At 51.0% G+C, this 16,973-nt stretch carries 18 protein-coding genes; 17 read left to right on the top strand and 1 reads right to left on the bottom strand.

What is annotated here, in order from left to right; all coding sequences use genetic code 11:
• Window positions 1-7: 7 nt before the first annotated feature.
• The 11 genes from BC349_RS13010 (at window position 8) to BC349_RS12960 (ending at window position 9,676) form a co-directional block, all read left to right on the top strand.
• Entirely contained in the window at window positions 8-1,261 is a 1,254-nt protein-coding gene (locus BC349_RS13010; protein ID WP_187257204.1) for a tryptophan 7-halogenase, read from the top strand.
• A complete protein-coding gene (locus BC349_RS13005; RefSeq protein WP_187257203.1) occupies window positions 1,258-1,902 on the top strand; it encodes a beta-ketoacyl-[acyl-carrier-protein] synthase family protein in 645 nt (214 codons plus the stop codon). The genes BC349_RS13010 and BC349_RS13005 overlap by 4 nt, the downstream gene beginning before the upstream one ends.
• Window positions 1,880-2,149 carry a phosphopantetheine-binding protein gene (locus tag BC349_RS13000; RefSeq protein ID WP_187257202.1) on the top strand — a complete coding sequence of 90 codons (270 nt, stop codon included), beginning with the start codon at window positions 1,880-1,882 and terminating at the stop codon, window positions 2,147-2,149. Before BC349_RS13005 ends, BC349_RS13000 begins: the two co-directional genes overlap by 23 nt.
• Window position 2,150: 1 nt before the next feature.
• Window positions 2,151-3,419, top strand: a complete 1,269-nt coding sequence (locus BC349_RS12995) for a beta-ketoacyl-[acyl-carrier-protein] synthase family protein (RefSeq protein ID WP_187257201.1) — start codon at window positions 2,151-2,153, stop codon at window positions 3,417-3,419.
• Between the two features lies 1 nt (window position 3,420).
• Window positions 3,421-4,425, top strand: a complete 1,005-nt coding sequence (locus BC349_RS12990; protein ID WP_187257200.1) for a beta-ketoacyl synthase chain length factor — start codon at window positions 3,421-3,423, stop codon at window positions 4,423-4,425.
• Window positions 4,419-5,234 carry a polysaccharide deacetylase family protein gene (locus tag BC349_RS12985; RefSeq protein WP_187257199.1) on the top strand — a complete coding sequence of 272 codons (816 nt, stop codon included), beginning with the start codon at window positions 4,419-4,421 and terminating at the stop codon, window positions 5,232-5,234. Before BC349_RS12990 ends, BC349_RS12985 begins: the two co-directional genes overlap by 7 nt.
• On the top strand, window positions 5,227-5,859 hold the full coding sequence (gene lolA2, locus BC349_RS12980) for a flexirubin biosynthesis/transport protein LolA2 (protein WP_187257198.1): 633 nt from the start codon (window positions 5,227-5,229) through the stop codon (window positions 5,857-5,859). The genes BC349_RS12985 and lolA2 overlap by 8 nt, the downstream gene beginning before the upstream one ends.
• On the top strand, window positions 5,822-6,475 hold the full coding sequence (gene lolB2 / locus BC349_RS12975; protein ID WP_187257197.1) for a flexirubin biosynthesis protein LolB2: 654 nt from the start codon (window positions 5,822-5,824) through the stop codon (window positions 6,473-6,475). The genes lolA2 and lolB2 overlap by 38 nt, the downstream gene beginning before the upstream one ends.
• Window positions 6,475-6,843: an ApeI family dehydratase gene (locus tag BC349_RS12970; RefSeq protein ID WP_187257196.1), complete on the top strand. Its 369-nt coding sequence runs from the start codon at window positions 6,475-6,477 to the stop codon at window positions 6,841-6,843. The genes lolB2 and BC349_RS12970 overlap by 1 nt, the downstream gene beginning before the upstream one ends.
• 77 nt (window positions 6,844-6,920) lie before the next feature.
• The gene (locus tag BC349_RS12965; RefSeq protein WP_187257195.1) at window positions 6,921-7,142 is read left to right on the top strand and encodes a hypothetical protein; all 222 of its coding nucleotides are present in this window, start codon (window positions 6,921-6,923) and stop codon (window positions 7,140-7,142) included.
• A 125-nt stretch (window positions 7,143-7,267) separates the two neighbouring features.
• The gene (locus BC349_RS12960) at window positions 7,268-9,676 is read left to right on the top strand and encodes a zinc-dependent metalloprotease (protein WP_187257194.1); all 2,409 of its coding nucleotides are present in this window, start codon (window positions 7,268-7,270) and stop codon (window positions 9,674-9,676) included.
• A 46-nt stretch (window positions 9,677-9,722) separates the two neighbouring features.
• Here the strand turns inward: BC349_RS12960 and meaB are convergent, their stop codons facing one another.
• Window positions 9,723-10,622, bottom strand: coding sequence for a methylmalonyl Co-A mutase-associated GTPase MeaB (meaB, locus tag BC349_RS12955; protein ID WP_187257193.1), 900 nt, complete (start codon window positions 10,620-10,622; stop codon window positions 9,723-9,725).
• 125 nt (window positions 10,623-10,747) lie between these two features.
• Between meaB and BC349_RS12950 the strand changes: the two genes are divergently transcribed.
• The 6 genes from BC349_RS12950 to BC349_RS12925 all read left to right on the top strand — a co-directional run bounded on the left by BC349_RS12950 (window position 10,748) and on the right by BC349_RS12925 (window position 16,632).
• Window positions 10,748-11,392, top strand: a complete 645-nt coding sequence (locus BC349_RS12950; protein ID WP_187257192.1) for an LON peptidase substrate-binding domain-containing protein — start codon at window positions 10,748-10,750, stop codon at window positions 11,390-11,392.
• Between the two features lie 4 nt (window positions 11,393-11,396).
• A complete protein-coding gene (locus BC349_RS12945) occupies window positions 11,397-12,122 on the top strand; it encodes a type III pantothenate kinase (RefSeq protein WP_187257191.1) in 726 nt (241 codons plus the stop codon).
• Window positions 12,100-13,461 (top strand): BamG family beta-barrel-assembly machinery protein, encoded by a 1,362-nt coding sequence (gene bamG / locus BC349_RS12940; RefSeq protein ID WP_187257190.1) that lies wholly within the window; start codon window positions 12,100-12,102, stop codon window positions 13,459-13,461. Before BC349_RS12945 ends, bamG begins: the two co-directional genes overlap by 23 nt.
• On the top strand, window positions 13,454-14,104 hold the full coding sequence (gene lptC / locus BC349_RS12935) for an LPS export ABC transporter periplasmic protein LptC (RefSeq protein ID WP_187257189.1): 651 nt from the start codon (window positions 13,454-13,456) through the stop codon (window positions 14,102-14,104). Before bamG ends, lptC begins: the two co-directional genes overlap by 8 nt.
• Before the next feature lie 107 nt (window positions 14,105-14,211).
• Window positions 14,212-15,198 carry an aldo/keto reductase gene (locus tag BC349_RS12930; protein ID WP_187257188.1) on the top strand — a complete coding sequence of 329 codons (987 nt, stop codon included), beginning with the start codon at window positions 14,212-14,214 and terminating at the stop codon, window positions 15,196-15,198.
• 75 nt (window positions 15,199-15,273) lie between these two features.
• On the top strand, window positions 15,274-16,632 hold the full coding sequence (locus BC349_RS12925) for an NAD-dependent succinate-semialdehyde dehydrogenase (protein ID WP_187257187.1): 1,359 nt from the start codon (window positions 15,274-15,276) through the stop codon (window positions 16,630-16,632).
• Window positions 16,633-16,973: the final 341 nt, after the last annotated feature.

Genomic DNA, 16,973 nt, shown 5'->3' with positions numbered 1-16,973 from the left:
TTGTTTTGTGATTCCCTCAACAACTGACGTATTGGTCATTGGCGCCGGCCCTGCCGGAACTGTCGCCGCCTCCATCATTAAGAAGGCCGGCTTTTCTGTAACCATTGTAGAAAAACTGAAGTTCCCGCGTTTTGTGATCGGCGAAAGCCTGCTGCCCCGGTGCATGGAAGCATTGGAGGAAGCGGGCTTCCTTGAAGCCGTGAAAGCAAAAGGCTTCCAGGAAAAGTACGGGGCCAAGTTCGTTAAGCAGGGTATGATCTGCGATTATTCCTTCGCGGACCAGTTCACACAGGGATGGACCTGGACCTGGCAGGTAACCAGGGCCGATTTTGACAAGACTCTGGCCGATTGCTGCGTGGAAAAGGATATCCCGCTGTTTTATGAAACAACGGTAACGGATATACGCTTTAATGGATCTGATTCCATCACCACCGTAGAAGACAGGGATGGCAATGTGCATACCATCGCGGCGAAATTCATCGTTGACGGCAGCGGTTATGGCCGGGTGATACCAAAACTCTTCAACCTCGACCGTCCTTCTTCCCTGCCATCGCGAAAGGCATTGTTCGCGCATCTGCGGGATGACAAACGTCAATCAGTACACGAACCCAACCGGATTACGATCGTTACACACAAACCCGGCGTCTGGATCTGGGTGATACCTTTTGCCACTGGCATCACCTCTGTTGGTTACGTGGGCGACCCTTCTTTTTTTGAGCAATATCCCGGTACAGATACGGAGGTGTATGATGCGCTGATCGAAGCGGAACCCTACCTGGCCGACCGTTTCCGTAATGCTGAGAAGATCTTCGATACACGCCTGCTGCAGTCGTGGTCGGCCACCACGGATAAATTTTATGGTGATGGTTTTGTACTGACAGGAAATGTGACCGAATTCCTCGATCCGGTGTTTTCTTCCGGTGTAACACTGGCAACGGTTTCCAGCCAGCTGGCGGCCAACCTGGTGATCAGGAAGCTGAAGGGTGAAACCATCAACTGGGAGAAGGAGTACACAGAGAAAATGATGCAGGGCGTCAACACTTTCCGCACTTATGTGAACAGTTGGTACGACGGCACCCTGGATACCATATTTTATGCCAGGAACCAGGACCCGGAGATCAAGAAAAAGATCTGTTCCGTACTGGCAGGTTATGTATGGGATATGGATAATCCGTTTGTAAGCGATCATGAGAAAAATGTGAAAAAACTTGCGCGTACGCTGGAATTGAGGCAGATTATTGAAGGAGGAACAGAGAATTGAGCCACACGCAACAATTATACATCAATGCCGCCTGCCGTATTGGTAATAACCAGGCGTGGAAAGACGGGCAACTGTTCTTCGAACAGGCTGGTGTTCCGGGGGATGAGTTCATGGTTGGTTTGTACAGGAAGCTGAACCTGCAATACCCCAAATGGTATAAGATGGATCGTTTGTCGAAACTGGGCGTGCTGGCTGCGGAAATTGTTTTGGGGATGGGGGTGAATCTCAACTGCCAGCCGGGGGAAAAAGCTATCGTCCTGGCCAACAGCCACTCCAGCCTCGATACCGATGCCCGTTTTGTTTCCCAGATGGAGGAAATCCCGAGTCCCGCCGTGTTTGTTTACACCCTTCCTAATATCGTAAGCGGTGAGATCAGTATCCGCCATTGTTTTAAGGGGGAACAGGCTTTTTTTGTATCCTCCCGGCCCGATATGGAATTTTTATATTCATATGTGCGGGCCATTTTTGCAGACGGGAGAACCCGGGTTTGTTTAATGGGCTGGGCCGACATCCTTGGTGAGCAGTTCAATGCCACCCTGTACAGGGTATCGGCAGACAGCGATGATTCAGTACATTCAATGGAATTTAATACCCAAAATCTATATCAATATTTTTACCATGAACAGGGAGCAGTTAGTTGAAGATTTAAAGCAACAGATTATTGAACAGTTGAACCTTCAGGTTAAACCTGAAGAGATTGTTGCCGGGGATCCTTTGTTCAACGAAGGGCTCGGCCTCGACTCCATCGACGCACTGGAACTGATCGTCCTGATGCAGCAAAAATACCGGATCAAACTGGCCAATGCGGAAGAAGGCCCGAAAGTATTCCAGTCGATCGATACCATGGCTGATTATATCATTGCTCACCAGCCTGCGGCAAATAAGTAAGATGGCGGCACCGGTATATATAGCAGGACTGGGTGCGGTGTCTGCCATTGGCGACAATGTGCAGGAAAACATCAGCTCCCTGAAGGAAGGCAGGGCCGGATTGGGGCCGGTTCGCTACCTGCGTACCCGTCATGCTGAAATGTTTCCGGTAGGCGAAGTGAAAGCGACCAATGAAGAGCTGGCAATCCGTTGCGGCTGGACAGGCACCAACAGCCGTACAGCGATGCTGGGTTACCTGGCAGCAAAGGAAGCGCTGGAGGATGCGGGACTTTCACTGCACGGCCATGCCGGGGACGAAGCCGGCAGATCCGCAGGCAGCGGGATGACGGAGGGCTGGATGGCCGGTGAACTGGCCTGCAGGGTCGGATTGATCTCCGCCACCTCAGTAGGCGGGATGGACCTCACCGAAGACTTTTTTCCGGCTTTTATGGCCAATCCAAAAGCCGGGAAGCTAAGTCAGGTTTACCAGCACGAATGCGGCGCCATCACAGAAAAAATGGCGCTTGAACTGGGTGTAAGTGATTTTGTAACCACCATCAGTACTGCCTGTTCCTCCTCGGCCAATGCCATCATGATGGGGGCCAGGATGATCCGGAGCGGTTTGCTGGATGTGGTGGTGGCAGGCGGAACCGATGCCTTATCCCGTTTTACGCTGAACGGTTTTAATACCCTGATGATCCTCGATTCGCAACTCTGCCAGCCCTTTGACAAAGGCAGGAGGGGACTGAACCTGGGTGAGGGCGCAGGTTTTGTGGTGCTGGTCAGTGAACAGGTAGCGAAGGCCCTTGGTCAATCAATGGACGTGGTGTTGTCGGGTTATTGCAATGCCAATGATGCACACCACCAGACTGCCTCTTCCCCGGAAGGGATCGGCTCCTACACCGCGATGAAGGGGGCAATGAAAATGGCCGGTCTGGAGCCTGCGGAAATAGGTTATATCAACCTGCACGGAACCGGAACACAGAACAATGATGCTTCGGAAAGCACGGCCATTCAACGGATTTTCGGCGATGCCTACCCGAGAATGAGTTCCACCAAATCCTTTACCGGTCATACCCTTGCGGCCTGCGGCGGAATCGAAGCGGTTTACACGGTGGTATCACTGCGGCAGCAATGCCTGTTCCCCGGATTACGCATAGAGGTGCCCGTTATAGACAAACCGGGTGTGATGGTGCAGGTTTTTGAAGAAGACGCCGACATCCGTCATATCATCTCGAATTCTTTCGGATTCGGGGGTAATTGTTCATCACTGATATTCTCACTTGTCTGACATGTATATAAATGCAGCATCTGCCATATCGCCCCAGCTGAGTTTCCGGCAAGCTTCATTCCTGCAGGACTGGCGGCTTCTGACGGGCCATCGGGCCGCCTGTGTGGAGCCCGCTTATGCGGATATCATCGAACCTAAACTGATCCGCCGGATGAGCAGGATCATCAGGATGGGTGTGGCTACCGCAATGGATACACTTCAACAGGCAGGCTGCACAAATCCCGATGCCATCATCACCGGCACTGCTTATGGCTGCCTGGAAGACACGGGCATTTTCCTGAAAAGGATGGTGGAGAACCAGGAGGAAATGCTGACCCCAACAGCCTTTATCCAGTCCACCCACAATACCGTTGGTGCACAGGTAGCTTTATTGCTGAAATGCCATTCTTATAATAATACTTTTGTACAGCGATCCCACTCATTCGAGTCTTCGCTGCTGGATGCGGATATGTTCCTGAAAGAAAACCCCGGCGCAAAAATATTGGTGGGAGCAGCAGATGAACTGACCGATTACAGCTATACCATACTCGAAAGGTTCGGATTGTTCAGGAGCCATCCAGCGGGTGAGGGTGCCTGTTATTTTGTGGTTGGATCGGAACCCGATGCCGGCGCTTTTGCCCGGGTCAATGGGGTTCGCACCCTGTTCCGTCCGACCCCCGGGAAACTGGAGGATGCCCTTGCCGCATTGCTGGCGGAAAACGGGTTGTTTGCGGGAGAGATCGATCTTGTGCTCAGTGGTAACCTGCCGGGAGCGGCCGCTGCCCGGCAATATGAGGTCATCGAAAACCAGTTACTCGCTTCTGTGCCAAAAATATATTTTAAGTTGCTTTGTGGTGAATATCCCACGGCAACATCTTTTGGAACCTGGCTGGGCGCCACCATATTAAAAAGTCAGGCTATACCTGCCGGTTTGTGTGATGCACCACCAACCCTTATGCGGCATTTTCTGGTTTACCTGGCCGACACCGCTGGTTATCATTCCCTCACACTCCTTACCAAATGCTGAATTTCAGGAATACATCGATAGCCGCGCTGGTACTGATGCTTGCCGGATGGTTCGGTGGCATGCCAACATCCTATTACGCCATCTCCCTATTAGCCTACCTGGCAGTGCTCGTCTGGGGCAGCGCGCGTGTGGATTCCCAGTTTTATCTTCCGGTGGTTTGCAGCGGGCAGAATAATTTTTCTGGCGGGGGAGGTTCCCGAGGGGCGGCAGGCAAGGGTGGTGCGGCAGGCAAAAAACAGATCGCCATCAGTTTTGACGACGGTCCTGTTTTGCAGTATACACCGGAATTATTGCGATTATTAAAAGACAAATCGGTTCCTGCGGCATTCTTTTGCATCGGCAGCCGGGTGGCGGCCAGGCCCGACCTGTTAAGGCAGGCACATGAAGCAGGCCATCTCATCGGTAATCACAGTTACGGTCATGCGCCGTTGTTTGATTTATATGGTGCAAACAGGATGGAAAAGGAATTGCATGCAACCAATGAACTGGTTTATGGCATCATAGGACACCGGCCCAGGTTGTTCCGTCCGCCTTACGGAGTGACCAATCCCAACCTGGCCAGTGCGGTCCGCCGCAGTGGCATGAAGGCTATTGGTTGGAACATCCGTTCGCTTGATACCGTGGCGAAAGATGAGGGGCGGCTGTTTAAAAAGCTATTGCGATCTTTGCAGCCGGGCGCCATCCTGCTTTTTCACGATACAGCGAAGGTGACCCTGGATATTTTGCCGGCTTTTATTGACGAAGCCAGGGAAAGGGGTTATGATTTTGTGCGGCTTGATGAATTGATAAATGAGAATCCGTATGCGTAATATTTTATTAATACTGTGTGTAATGGTTGGCCTGATGGCACAGGCGCAATACAAAGGGTATAAGCCGGTGGCGGATATAAACAGTTTCAAGGCAGCATTTACCGCTGCCTCGCAAAAGATCCAGTCCATCAAAAGCGATTTTGTGCAGGAGAAAAACCTGAGCCTGTTGTCTGAGAAAATTGTATCGCGAGGTAAGTTCTGGTTCCGCAAGGAAAACCTGGTGCGGATGGAATACCAGCATCCCTTCCGTTACCTGATGATCATCAACGGCAATAATGTGTATGTGAAGGATGGGCAAAAGGAAAATAAAGTGTCGACGAAATCCAACAAGCTATTCCAGAAGGTCAATCGGCTGACGGTGGATTGTGTGCAGGGAACCATTTTCAGCAATCCCGATTTTAAAGTGAAGGCATTCGAGAACGGGCAGCAGTACCTGGTGGAGATGATTCCGGTGGCAAAGGGATTGACTGAATTTTTTTCGAAGATCCTGGTAACGGTTGACAGGAAGGATTATTCTGTTGCCAATATCAATATGATTGAACAAGGGGGCGATAATACACTCATCAGCTTCCAGCAAAAAGAAATCAATGTCAGTATTGCCGATGCGGTCTTTGCTCATCAGTAGTTTGCTGGTGGTGCTGGCGGGATGCGGTTCTGCTTATAAGACCCTTCAGCCGGCAGGGGGCAACCGCAACTGCGTGGAAGCTTTCCGGCCTGTGTTCGGATCTGATCTGTATAAGGCTCAGGTGGAAGTGGCAGGGAAAAACTTAAGCGGACTTTTACTGATCAAGACCATGGAAGATGGCAGTACAAGGGTGGTGTTCTCCACCGAGACCGGGGTGAAATTTTTCGATTTTGAATTCGGTGTGGAGGGTGGGTTCAGGGCGCACTACGTCATGAAAAAGCTGGATAAAAAAATGGTCGTGAATGCGTTGCGGAATGATTTTGACCTTGTATTGATGAATGGCCTGGGGCAAGGGGCGGACCGCCTGATGCGCCGTGAATATAAATATTACCATGGCTTTCAAAAGGGAAAGAAAACTGCCTGGTATGTTACGGATGCGGATTGTGCTGCCCTGCAGCATGCTGAACTGGGATCCCGGCGTCAGCTGCTGGTGGATGCCCGGCTTTTTGCGGGTGAGGGGAAATTGTTTTCAGGAGGCGGGCAGGCCCCTGATTCGGTTTCCATCCGGCACCACAATTTTAATTTCAACATTGCACTCAAAAAACTTGACCGATAATGCTGGCAGGAGATTTATTTACCGTTAAGGATTTAAAAGTGGAAGAAGGGACTGTGAGCGCCTCTATTAACTGGTATGCGGCGCACCCGGTATTTGCCGGTCATTTTCCCGGTCAGCCTGTGGTGCCGGGTGTATGTATGGTGCAGTTGGTGGAGGAGGTGCTGGAGCAGGCACTAGGTAAATCCTTGCAGTTGAAGGAAGCGGCCAGCCTGAAATTCCTTCACGTGATTGACCCGACTGAACATACAGTTGTGGGGTTGTCGCTCAGCTACAAGGAAGATCCGGCTGGCGCCCTGTCGGTTTCTGCCGCCCTGCAGCAGGACAAGATCTCCTTTTTCAAGATGACCGGGAATTTCCTTCGCGTCTGACGCGCGTCTGACGTACGTCAGACGCGCGTCAGACGCGAAGATTCCGTGAATTCCCTAATTTTGCCAAAATGCAGGATATGAAACGTGTATTGGTTGTCATTTTCACCCTCTTATTGCTGGCTGGCGCTTCCAGCGCAGAAGCGCAGTGTTCCATCTGTACCAAAACCGCCCAGCAAATGGGTGAACGCCCCGCGAAAGCCCTGAATTCCGGCATCGTTTACCTGGCCGCCACACCGTTGGCACTGTTTGCCATCATCGGCATCCGCTGGTACAGGGCAAATAAAGATATTCTCTCCTGATTCCTGTATCAGGACAGAATTGATCTTTGCATTTTTTCAGGGTAAGTCCCGCCGGCCCCCTGTCTCCCATGATTTTACCGGCAAATTCGGATGGTTTAGTAAATTGAAGGCTAAACTTCCAACCGATGCGCATTCTTTCTCTCCTGGTATTACTGTTCCCCCTGGCAGTATTCAGCCAGCCCCTGCCAACCATTGATGAAAAAGTGAAAGGCCTGTCGCGCACCGACGGTTTTCTTCCTTTTTACAAGGACGATGCCAATGGAAAGTTGTGGCTGGAAATTGGCAGGCTGGACCAGGAACTGCTTTACTCCATTTCATTGCCGGCGGGACTGGGATCCAATGATATTGGCCTCGACCGGGGTTTGCTCGGCGATCACCAGATCGTTAAATTTCAGCGCAACGGCCGCAAGCTGCTGATGATTCAGCCCAATTACAGCTACCGCGCCACCAGCAATGACAGGGCGGAACAAAGGGCCGTAGAGCAGTCCTTCGCGCAATCGGTACTCTGGGGCTTTGCCATCGAGGCTGCCAGTGGCGACAGGGTTTTGGTGGATGCCACTGATTTTCTGCTTCGCGACGCCATGAAAGCAGCCCAGCGGATTAAGGGTATGAAACAGGGCAATTTTAGCCTGGATAAAACCCGCTCGGCACTGCATTTCCCAGCTACGAAAAACTTCCCCCTGAATACCGAACTGGATGCCTCCATCACCCTCACCAATTCTGATGGGGAAGTGGGAAATTATGTTCGCAGCGTATCAGCTGCCGATGATGCCATTACACTGCGCATGCATCACTCCTTTGTGCAGTTGCCCGATAACCAGTACAAACCCAGGCTCTTTGATCCGCGTTCAAGCTTTATACCGATTTCCTATTATGATTACAGCACGCCCGTTTCAGAGCCGATTGAAAAATATTATACCCGCCGTCACCGCCTGCAGAAAAAAGATCCTTCTGCCGCGATCAGCGAACCTGTTAAACCCATCATTTATTATCTCGATAACGGTACGCCCGAACCCATCCGATCTGCATTGCTGGAGGGAGGCCGCTGGTGGAACCAGGCCTTCACTGCCGCAGGTTACAGGGATGCTTTTCGGGTGGAGGTCCTGCCCGACAGTGCAGACCCTATGGATATCCGTTATAACATGATCAACTGGGTACACCGTAGTACCAGGGGCTGGAGTTATGGTGCTTCGGTTACAGATCCCCGTACGGGCGAGATCATTAAGGGGAATGTGACCCTTGGATCTCTGAGGGTTCGTCAGGATTACCTAATCGCCCAGGGTTTGCTGGCACCTTTTGAAAACGGCCTCCCGGCAGATGATAAGATGCTGAAAATGGCGCTGGCCAGGTTGCGCCAGTTGTCCGCGCATGAAATAGGCCATACCCTCGGCCTCATGCACAATTATGCCTCCAGTGTAAATAACCTGGCCAGCGTGATGGACTATCCTCACCCTGCAGCCCAACTGGATGCGGCCGGTAATATTGACCTCAGTAAAGCGTATGACGATAAAATAGGCGAGTGGGATAAGGTTGCAATTACCTGGGGTTATCAGGATTTTTCGCCGGGAACCAATGAGGGCCAGGCTCTGAACAGGATTATGTCTGATGCGGCTTCGCGCGGATTGCAATTTATTTCTGACCGGGATGCCCGCGCGCCTGGTGGTTCGCACTCGCAGGCCCACCTGTGGGACAATGGTTCGGATGCCATCGGGGAATTACAGGCAGTGATGAAAATCAGGACAAAGGCGCTGTCGCAGTTTGGAGAGAAAAATATTCGTCCGGGTACCCCCATGGCCTTACTTGAAGATGTACTGGTACCTGTTTACCTCTATCACCGCTACCAGGCAGAAGCCGTTACCAAACTGGTGGGTGGGGTTGATTATACCTATGCCACCAGGGGTGATGGACAAACCATCCTGAAGATGGTTCCCAAAGCGGTACAACTGAAAGCCCTGGATGCGGTGCTTCAGACCATCGATCCGACGGCACTGGTTCTACCGGAAAAGATTACGGCGCTGATCCCTCCGCGCCCTGCCGGATATGGCTTTAACCGCGAATTGTTCCGCAAACGCACCGGGCTGAATTTCGATGTGCTGTCGCCCGCAGAAACAGCGGCAGACCTGCCGTTATCCTTTCTGTTTCACCCGGAAAGACTCAGCAGGATGGAGCAACTGGGGGCAAATGGCGGACTCGGAACAAAGGAGATGGCCGACCTTGTCCTCCAGAAGACCTTTAAGGCAAAACGCCGCAGCGGCATGGAACTGTTGGTACAGCAGCAGACTGAGCACGTTTTACTGACCTACCTGATGGCCTGGTCGGTGAATGAGCAAATGAATGTGGCCGCCAGGGGTGCGGGTGTAAAAGTGTTGGCCGATCTGAAAGTATGGATTGAACAGCAGCAGAAGGCTGCCGCCGATCCCGTGCAGAAAGCCCATTATGCACTGGCCCTGGAGCGGATGAAGGCTCCCGATAAGGCGAAACCAACCCTGCATGCGGAAATGCCCCCCGGCGCTCCGATCGGCTGTGATTTCTAACGCGTCTGACGTGCGTCTGACGTACGTCAGACGCACGTCAGACGCGTTAATGGAATTGCATCACAAACCGGTACAGGTTGAAGGCGTTTTGGGATTGCAGTTCCTCAATGGCTTCCCTGAGCCGATTTTTGTTGATATCCTTCATCCGGTTGCGTTCAATGAGATGGTAGGCGCGTTCGGCCAGCAACCATGATTTTTTATCCCTGGTACTGTGATGCTGCAGCAGGCTGTCGATGGAATTTAATAATTCGGTTATGCCCTGCTGTGAGGAAGCAATTGTTTTGATGATCGGAACAGCATCGCTATGCCTGCTGAAAGTTGGCGCCAGCATGCTTCTCAGGTTGCGCACAAACTGGTCGGCATCGGGCCGGTCACATTTATTCACTACGAACACATCGGCGATTTCCATGAGCCCCGCTTTCATGGTCTGTATCTCATCACCTGCTTCAGGCACCAGCACCACCGTGGTAATATCTGCCAGCCCCACGATCTCGATTTCACTCTGTCCGACGCCCACTGTTTCCACCAGGATATAATCGAAAGGGGCTACTTTAAGCAATTCCGTGATCTCGATGATATGCGGATGTAATCCCCCCAGAGAGCCGCGGGTGGCAAGTGAGCGGATAAACACATGGGGATGATTGTACCAGTTGCTCATGCGGATGCGATCGCCCAGTACGGCTCCCATATTAAACGGCGAGGAAGGATCTACGCAAAGCACGGCCACTTTTTTTTCGCGGGAAATCATCTCCCCGATAAGAGCATCCACCAGGGTGCTTTTACCCGCGCCGGGCGGGCCTGTGATGCCGATCACCGGTGTGGTGAAATGCGGCAGGGAAACCATCAGCTCCTCATATCCGGGCACTTCATTTTCAATTAATGAAATGCTCCGGGCGATGCTTTTTACATCACCCTGCATGATATCCCTGAGTAAATTGTTCCACATGGTAACTGGTTAATCTGTCTTTTGTGAAGATCGTTTAATAGTTTTTTTCCCGTTCATTTTTTCTGCTTAACTCTTTTCCGGATGCAGCAGCCTTACTTATTATATTTGTACCGGAGGGACAAGTCATGACAAATTTCATTCCGATATTTCCTCTTGGTATTGTTGTATATCCCGGTGAGCAATTGAATCTCCACATTTTTGAACCCCGTTACCGTCAATTGATCCGCGAATGCATCGACCAGAAAAAAACCTTTGGCATACCCACCATAATCAACCAGAAAATGGGTGAGCTAGGCACCCTTGTTCGGGTAACGGAAATCAGTAAAACCTATGATAACGGGGAGATGGATATCCGCACGGAAGGCCAGCAGGTTTTCCGGATACTCGAAACAGTGAAGGAGATCCCGGACAAGTTATACAGCGGGGCCATTGTAACCTATCCCCATAATTCACAGGGTATGGGCAAGCGTGAGCTGATGCAGCGGGTGGTATCAGGTATCCGGGAATTACACCGGTTGTTGCAGGTGGAAAAGGATTTCAGGAAGCCGGACGATCACCTCAACAGTTATGACGTGGCGCATCATGCAGGCATGTCGCTGGAGGAGGAATATGAGCTCCTGGGGCTGATGCACGAACTGCAGCGGCAGGAATACCTGAAACGCCATCTCGCCAAAGTGTTGCCGGTTATTGCAGAAATGGAGCACTTAAAGGAAAAAGTGAAGCTTAACGGCCATTTTAAAAACCTATCTTCGCTCGATTTAGACCTGTAACCAAATGGCTGGAACCACGCTCTGTTTTGATTTCGGGAATACCCGGCAGAAATATGCTGTCTTTAAAGGGGCAGAATTGCAGGAGGTGATCCTGCTGGAGGATATCTTCCCGGCTACCATTGAAAAGGTGCTGGCGGAATACCGCCCCGGCAAGACAATCCTTTCCTCGGTCATGAACCATGACCCTGCCGTAGAGGATATCTTACAGGCTGGTGGCGGCTTTCATAAGTTATCCCATCTCACCAACCTGCCATTTACCACACCGGTGGGTAAACCCTCCACCATCGGGGCAGACCGTCTGGCGCTGGTGGCGGCAGCAGTGAACCTTTTCCCCCGGCGGAACAACCTGGCAATTGCCCTGGGGACAGCCATTACCTATAATTTCGTGAACCGGAACCACGAGTTCCTGGGAGGCGGTATTTCACCCGGCATGGAAATGCGGTTCCGGAGCCTGCGGGATTATACGGCCAAACTGCCTTTGGTACAGGAGGACTGGAATTTTCCACTGGTAGGGTATGATACCGTTACCAATATCACCAGCGGGGTGATCCTGGGAATGGCCAAAGAGATCGATGGTTTTATTGACGCCTACAAGGAACGGTACGGGAACTTTAACGTGCTGTTAACCGGGGGTAATTCGAGCTATTTTGTGCCGCACCTAAAAAACAAGATATTTGCCGACCAGAATTTAATATTTAAAGGACTGTATGCGATCAGTGAGTGTAATTAAACGACCAAAACCCCAATTACTGCTTTTATTAATGGCTTTTTGCGGGTTGGTAACCCAGGCCCAGGAAAACTCCCCCTACTCAAGGTACGGCTGGGGTAACCTGGTTCCCAGCACACCGATCGCAACCCGCGGGATGGGTGGAATCGGAACAGGCTATGTAGATTATGATGAACGATACGACCTGAAACAAATCTATCCCCGTTCCCAGGCCATCAACTTTACCAACCCGGCATCCTATTCCCGCCTGCGGATTACCTCTTTCGACCTGGGCTTTGAAGTGGAGAACCAGGTTTTACGCGAGCAGAATAATATCGAAAAATACAAGGCCAGTTTTGCCAATATCTCCTACGTACACCTTGGTATTCCGCTCAGCCGCAAGCACAATTTTGCCATGATATTCGGCCTGCGACCTATCAGCAGGATCAACTACAAGGTGGAGTCTTATGCCAGGGAACTGAACCCCGTTACCGGCAACAGTATTGATTCTACCCTGACCACTTACGAGGGTACGGGCGGATCTTACCAGGCTTATGCCGGTCTGGGTAAGGGATTCGGGAATTTCAGTGTTGGGGTTAATTTCGGCTACTATTTTGGCACCAAGGATTTTGCCACCCGGAAGAATTTCCTGAACGATACCGTGGCCTATTACAAAGGGAATTACCAAACCAAGGCCAATTTCGGGGGAATATTCCTGCAAACAGGTGTGCAGTACCGCGCCAAACTGAGTAAGGACCTGCGCCTCGTTTTAGGGGCTACTGCTGCTTTCAAACGGAATTACAGTGCCAAAAAAGACCTGATCCGCGAAACATTCGAATACGATGGTGCAGGCGGAACCTATACCCGCGACAGTGTGTACAGGGAAAACGATATTGATGGCACTGTTACCTTTCCTGGTTCCATTTCTGGTGGATTTACCCTGGAAAAGCAGGACAAATGGCTGTTAGGGGCCGATTATACCACCACCAGCTGGGATGATTTCCGCCTCTATGATGCGAAAGACAGTGTAGCCACCAACTGGAAGATCAGGGTTGGGGGACAGTTTATTCCCAATGCCATGGGTTCAAATTACTGGGGAAGGGTGACTTACCGGCTGGGCTTTAACTACGGCCCGGACTATATCCGCTACAATAAGCAGGAACTGGATCAATATGCTGTGACGGCCGGTTTCGGTTTTCCGATCCGCCCGAACAGGTTCAGTAATCAATATACCAACCTGAACCTGGGACTGGAATTTGGCCGGAGGGGAAATAACCAGACCCTGCTGAAAGAAAACCTGTTTCGTGTATCCCTGGGTGTTACCTTGAGTGACCTCTGGTTTGTTAAACGCAAGTATGACTAATCGCGGTTCACATATTACCCGGTTGAAATTATTAATTGCAGCACCCTTTGTGTGCTGCCTTTTTTTCACTGCATGTGAGAATACAGAAGAAGAACTGAATGCATTGTCACAGAAGCGGATTGCGGTGGAAGAGGCAAAATTCATTGAGAGTTACCTGAGCCAGGGAGGTAAGATGAAGGCAAAGCTGACGGCCCCGGTTATGCTTCGCTACCAGACCGATTCACCATATATTGAGTTCCCGAAAAGCCTGCACGTTGATTTTTTCAACGACAGTCTTAAGGTGGAGAGTCAGTTGAATGCACTGTATGGCCGCTACCGGGAAACGGAGCAGAAGGTTTTCCTTCGCGACAGTGTAACGGTGTTCAATATCCGAAAAGACACACTGCGTTGCAAGGAATTGTGGTGGGACCAGACAAAGCAGATTTTCTACACGGAAAAGGAAGTGGAGATTCATCAGCCTGATAAAGTGATATACGGAACGGGACTGGAGGCAGACCAGTCATTCAACTGGTACCTGATTAAACAGATCACGGGCCAGGTGCTGGTGCCGAAAGGCGGATTCAACGGGCCACCTGCTGACAGCACTGCTGCGGGAACCGTTGCGGCCGATTCGGTGGGGATGGGGCGGAAGGAGAATGAGTAAATGTGGTGAATGGTCAATGGGGCTGTATCAACAGGATCAGGCAGAAAAGCCCAGATCTCAATTCAATTTGTCGCCAACTGTAAAAGATAAACCACAAACCTCCTTATATGTTGTATCGTCGTATGGGCCGTACAGGCCTCCAATTAAGCGTATTAAGTTACGGAAGCTGGGTAAGCTTCCACAAGCAGATCGGCGACAGTATCGCCGATGAGTTGATGGGCGTTGCCTATGACAATGGTGTTAACTTTTTTGATAACGCCGAGGGCTATGCGCTGGGCGAAAGTGAGAAGATGATGGGCCGCGTGCTGAAGGCCAAAAACTGGGACCGTACTTCTTATGTGCTGTCGTCCAAAGTGTTTTTTGGCTGGCGCGAAAACAACAAGCCCAACCAGACAGGTCTAAGCCGTAAACATATTGTGGAAGCCTGCCACGAGGCCCTGGATCGCCTGCAGACCGACTATCTGGACCTGTATTTCTGCCATCGCCCTGATCCCGCTGTTCCTATTGAGGAAGTGGTATGGACCATGCATAACCTGATCCTGCAGGGTAAGGTATTGTACTGGGGAACCAGCATGTGGAGCGGCGCCGAAATTATGGAGGCTCACAGGGTGGCACAACAGTATAACCTGATCGGACCCGTAATGGAACAACCGCAGTACAATATGTTCGAGCGGAATAAAATGGAAATGGATTACACCCCTGTTTTCCAGAATGTAGGATTGGGAACCACTATCTGGAGCCCTCTGGCTGCCGGCTTCCTGACCGGTAAATACCTGGCCGGTTTTCCCGAAGGGGCCCGGCTTGGACTCGAAGGATTCGAGTGGCTGAAAGACCGCTGGATGCAGGGAGACAAGATCGAAAAACTGCGCCAGCTGGATCACCTGTCCAGGGAACTGGGCGTTTCCCTGGCCGGAATGGCCATCGCGTGGACGATTCGCAACCCGAATACCACCACGGCCATCCTCGGTGCTACCCGCCGCGAACAACTTGAAGAAAACCTGCGCGCCCTTGATGTGCTGCCCGTCCTTACCGACGATGTGATGGCCCGTATCGAGACCATCCTCCAGAACAAACCTTATATGAACCTGGCCTGAACACTGTTCACCCGTCGGGTGCCACCCGACGGGTGAACAGTGTTCAACGGATGAACAGCGACCTAAAATACGCTTATGGGAGTTTTCAGATCAGTATATCCCTATACGCAGGAGACCATTGCGGAATACCCGGAAATGGATGACGCTTCCATTGATTTGAAATTGATAACTGCAGGTGAAGCATTTTCCAACTGGCGTAATTTCTCTTTTGCCCTCCGGTCGGAAGTCCTTCTCAGCGTGGCTTCCATCCTTCGTTCGGAAAAGGACAAATTTGCCCGCCTCATTACCATGGAGATGGGCAAAGTGTTGCCGGAAGCATTGGCGGAAGTCGAAAAGTCGGCCTGGGTTTGCGAATATTATGCCAGCCATGCCCGCAATTTTCTGGCAGATGAGGTCATTGAAGCAGGCTTCACCAGGAGTATAATGGTACACCAGCCGGTAGGAGCTGTATTTGCAATAATGCCCTGGAATTTCCCTTTCTGGCAGGTTTTCCGATTTGCAGCCCCAACCCTGATGGCAGGTAATGTAGCCCTCCTTAAACATGCACCCACAGTGTTTGGCTGTGCGTTGGCGATTGAAGATATTTTCCGCCAGGCGGGCGCTCCGGCGGGTGTATTTCAATCCCTGGTAATAGCAGCGGAGAGATCCGAAAAGATTATCGCGGCAGATATTGTCCAGGGGGTCACACTTACCGGCAGTGAACGGGCGGGCGTTGCGGTTGCTTCCCTTGCCGGGAAACACCTCAAAAAATCCCTGCTGGAACTGGGGGGATCTGACGCGCTGATCGTTTTACCCGATGCAGATATGAAAAAGGCCGCCAGGGTTGCACTGCAATCACGGCTCTTGAATGCCGGGCAAAGTTGTATCGCTTCCAAAAGGCTGATTGTCATTAAAGATGCCATGAATGATTTCCTTCCACACCTGTTGGAAGGAATCCAAGATTTCCGGCAAGGCAATCCATTTGAACCGGGTATCAGGGTTGGCCCCATGGCCCGTCCCGACCTTGCGGAACAGATTCAGCAACAGATCCGGAATGCAATTGCCAGGGGAGCCCAGCTCGAATATGGCGGTTCCGTCGATGGCTGCAACCTGCAACCATCATTATTGTTGGGGGTGGAACCGGGTATGGCGGCATTTGATGAAGAAACCTTCGGGCCCCTGGTTGCAGTAATCACCGCAAGAACAGAAGCCGCGGCTATAAAGCTGGCCAATAACTCAAGGTATGGCCTGGCAGGTAGTATCTGGACAAAAAATACGGATAAGGGAATGGCCCTGGCAAGACAACTGAATACAGGAGCTGTTTTCATTAACTCCCTGGTGAAATCAGATCCCCGTTTGCCATTCGGCGGTGTAAAAAAATCAGGTTATGGACGCGAACTGGGAAAACCAGGTATCAAAGAGTTCGTGAACATGAAGACTATTGTGGTGGATTAAGCCTGTATAATCAATTCCATACAGAAGTAAAAAAAAGTCCCGATGTTCTGGAAAACATCGGGACATAAATTTTTTTGTACGATTCAGAACTTACAAGGTCTCGGTCATCGATAGGTACAAATTTTGTGGACGGTCATTCACTAGGAATTGGACAATGAATGATACTGGATTTTAAAACTACTTACTACTTTGTCAGTTCAGCGATGTCAGATCTTCTTTGGTTTTTCTTCGGATCGATGGATTTTCCTGGTCTTTCTTTGGATTCTTGGATGCTCTTGGTCTTTCTGGATATTGTGATGCTCTTGGTTTTTCCGGCTTTCGCCTTTAGGATAATGGTTCTA

This window comes from Flavihumibacter stibioxidans, from assembly GCF_014332695.1.
Taxonomy (GTDB): Bacteria; Bacteroidota; Bacteroidia; order Chitinophagales; family Chitinophagaceae; genus Flavihumibacter; species Flavihumibacter stibioxidans.
This window is presented reverse-complemented; position numbering and strand designations above follow the sequence as displayed.

What these genes read in the sequence shown, in the direction of transcription:
- BC349_RS12965 (WP_187257195.1), top strand. Translation starts at nt 6,921, where the DNA reads ATGAAACGTGTATTGGTTGTCATTTTCACCCTCTTATTGCTGGCTGGC.
- BC349_RS12995 (WP_187257201.1), top strand. Translation starts at nt 2,151, where the DNA reads ATGGCGGCACCGGTATATATAGCAGGACTGGGTGCGGTGTCTGCCATT.
- bamG (WP_187257190.1), top strand. Translation starts at nt 12,100, where the DNA reads ATGCGATCAGTGAGTGTAATTAAACGACCAAAACCCCAATTACTGCTT.
- lolB2 (WP_187257197.1), top strand. Translation starts at nt 5,822, where the DNA reads ATGTCAGTATTGCCGATGCGGTCTTTGCTCATCAGTAGTTTGCTGGTG.
- BC349_RS12985 (WP_187257199.1), top strand. Translation starts at nt 4,419, where the DNA reads ATGCTGAATTTCAGGAATACATCGATAGCCGCGCTGGTACTGATGCTT.
- BC349_RS12970 (WP_187257196.1), top strand. Translation starts at nt 6,475, where the DNA reads ATGCTGGCAGGAGATTTATTTACCGTTAAGGATTTAAAAGTGGAAGAA.
- BC349_RS12925 (WP_187257187.1), top strand. Translation starts at nt 15,274, where the DNA reads ATGGGAGTTTTCAGATCAGTATATCCCTATACGCAGGAGACCATTGCG.
- meaB (WP_187257193.1), bottom strand. Translation starts at nt 10,622, where the DNA reads ATGTGGAACAATTTACTCAGGGATATCATGCAGGGTGATGTAAAAAGC.
- BC349_RS12990 (WP_187257200.1), top strand. Translation starts at nt 3,421, where the DNA reads ATGTATATAAATGCAGCATCTGCCATATCGCCCCAGCTGAGTTTCCGG.
- BC349_RS12950 (WP_187257192.1), top strand. Translation starts at nt 10,748, where the DNA reads ATGACAAATTTCATTCCGATATTTCCTCTTGGTATTGTTGTATATCCC.
- BC349_RS12930 (WP_187257188.1), top strand. Translation starts at nt 14,212, where the DNA reads ATGTTGTATCGTCGTATGGGCCGTACAGGCCTCCAATTAAGCGTATTA.
- BC349_RS13000 (WP_187257202.1), top strand. Translation starts at nt 1,880, where the DNA reads ATGAACAGGGAGCAGTTAGTTGAAGATTTAAAGCAACAGATTATTGAA.
- BC349_RS12945 (WP_187257191.1), top strand. Translation starts at nt 11,397, where the DNA reads ATGGCTGGAACCACGCTCTGTTTTGATTTCGGGAATACCCGGCAGAAA.
- lolA2 (WP_187257198.1), top strand. Translation starts at nt 5,227, where the DNA reads ATGCGTAATATTTTATTAATACTGTGTGTAATGGTTGGCCTGATGGCA.
- lptC (WP_187257189.1), top strand. Translation starts at nt 13,454, where the DNA reads ATGACTAATCGCGGTTCACATATTACCCGGTTGAAATTATTAATTGCA.
- BC349_RS12960 (WP_187257194.1), top strand. Translation starts at nt 7,268, where the DNA reads ATGCGCATTCTTTCTCTCCTGGTATTACTGTTCCCCCTGGCAGTATTC.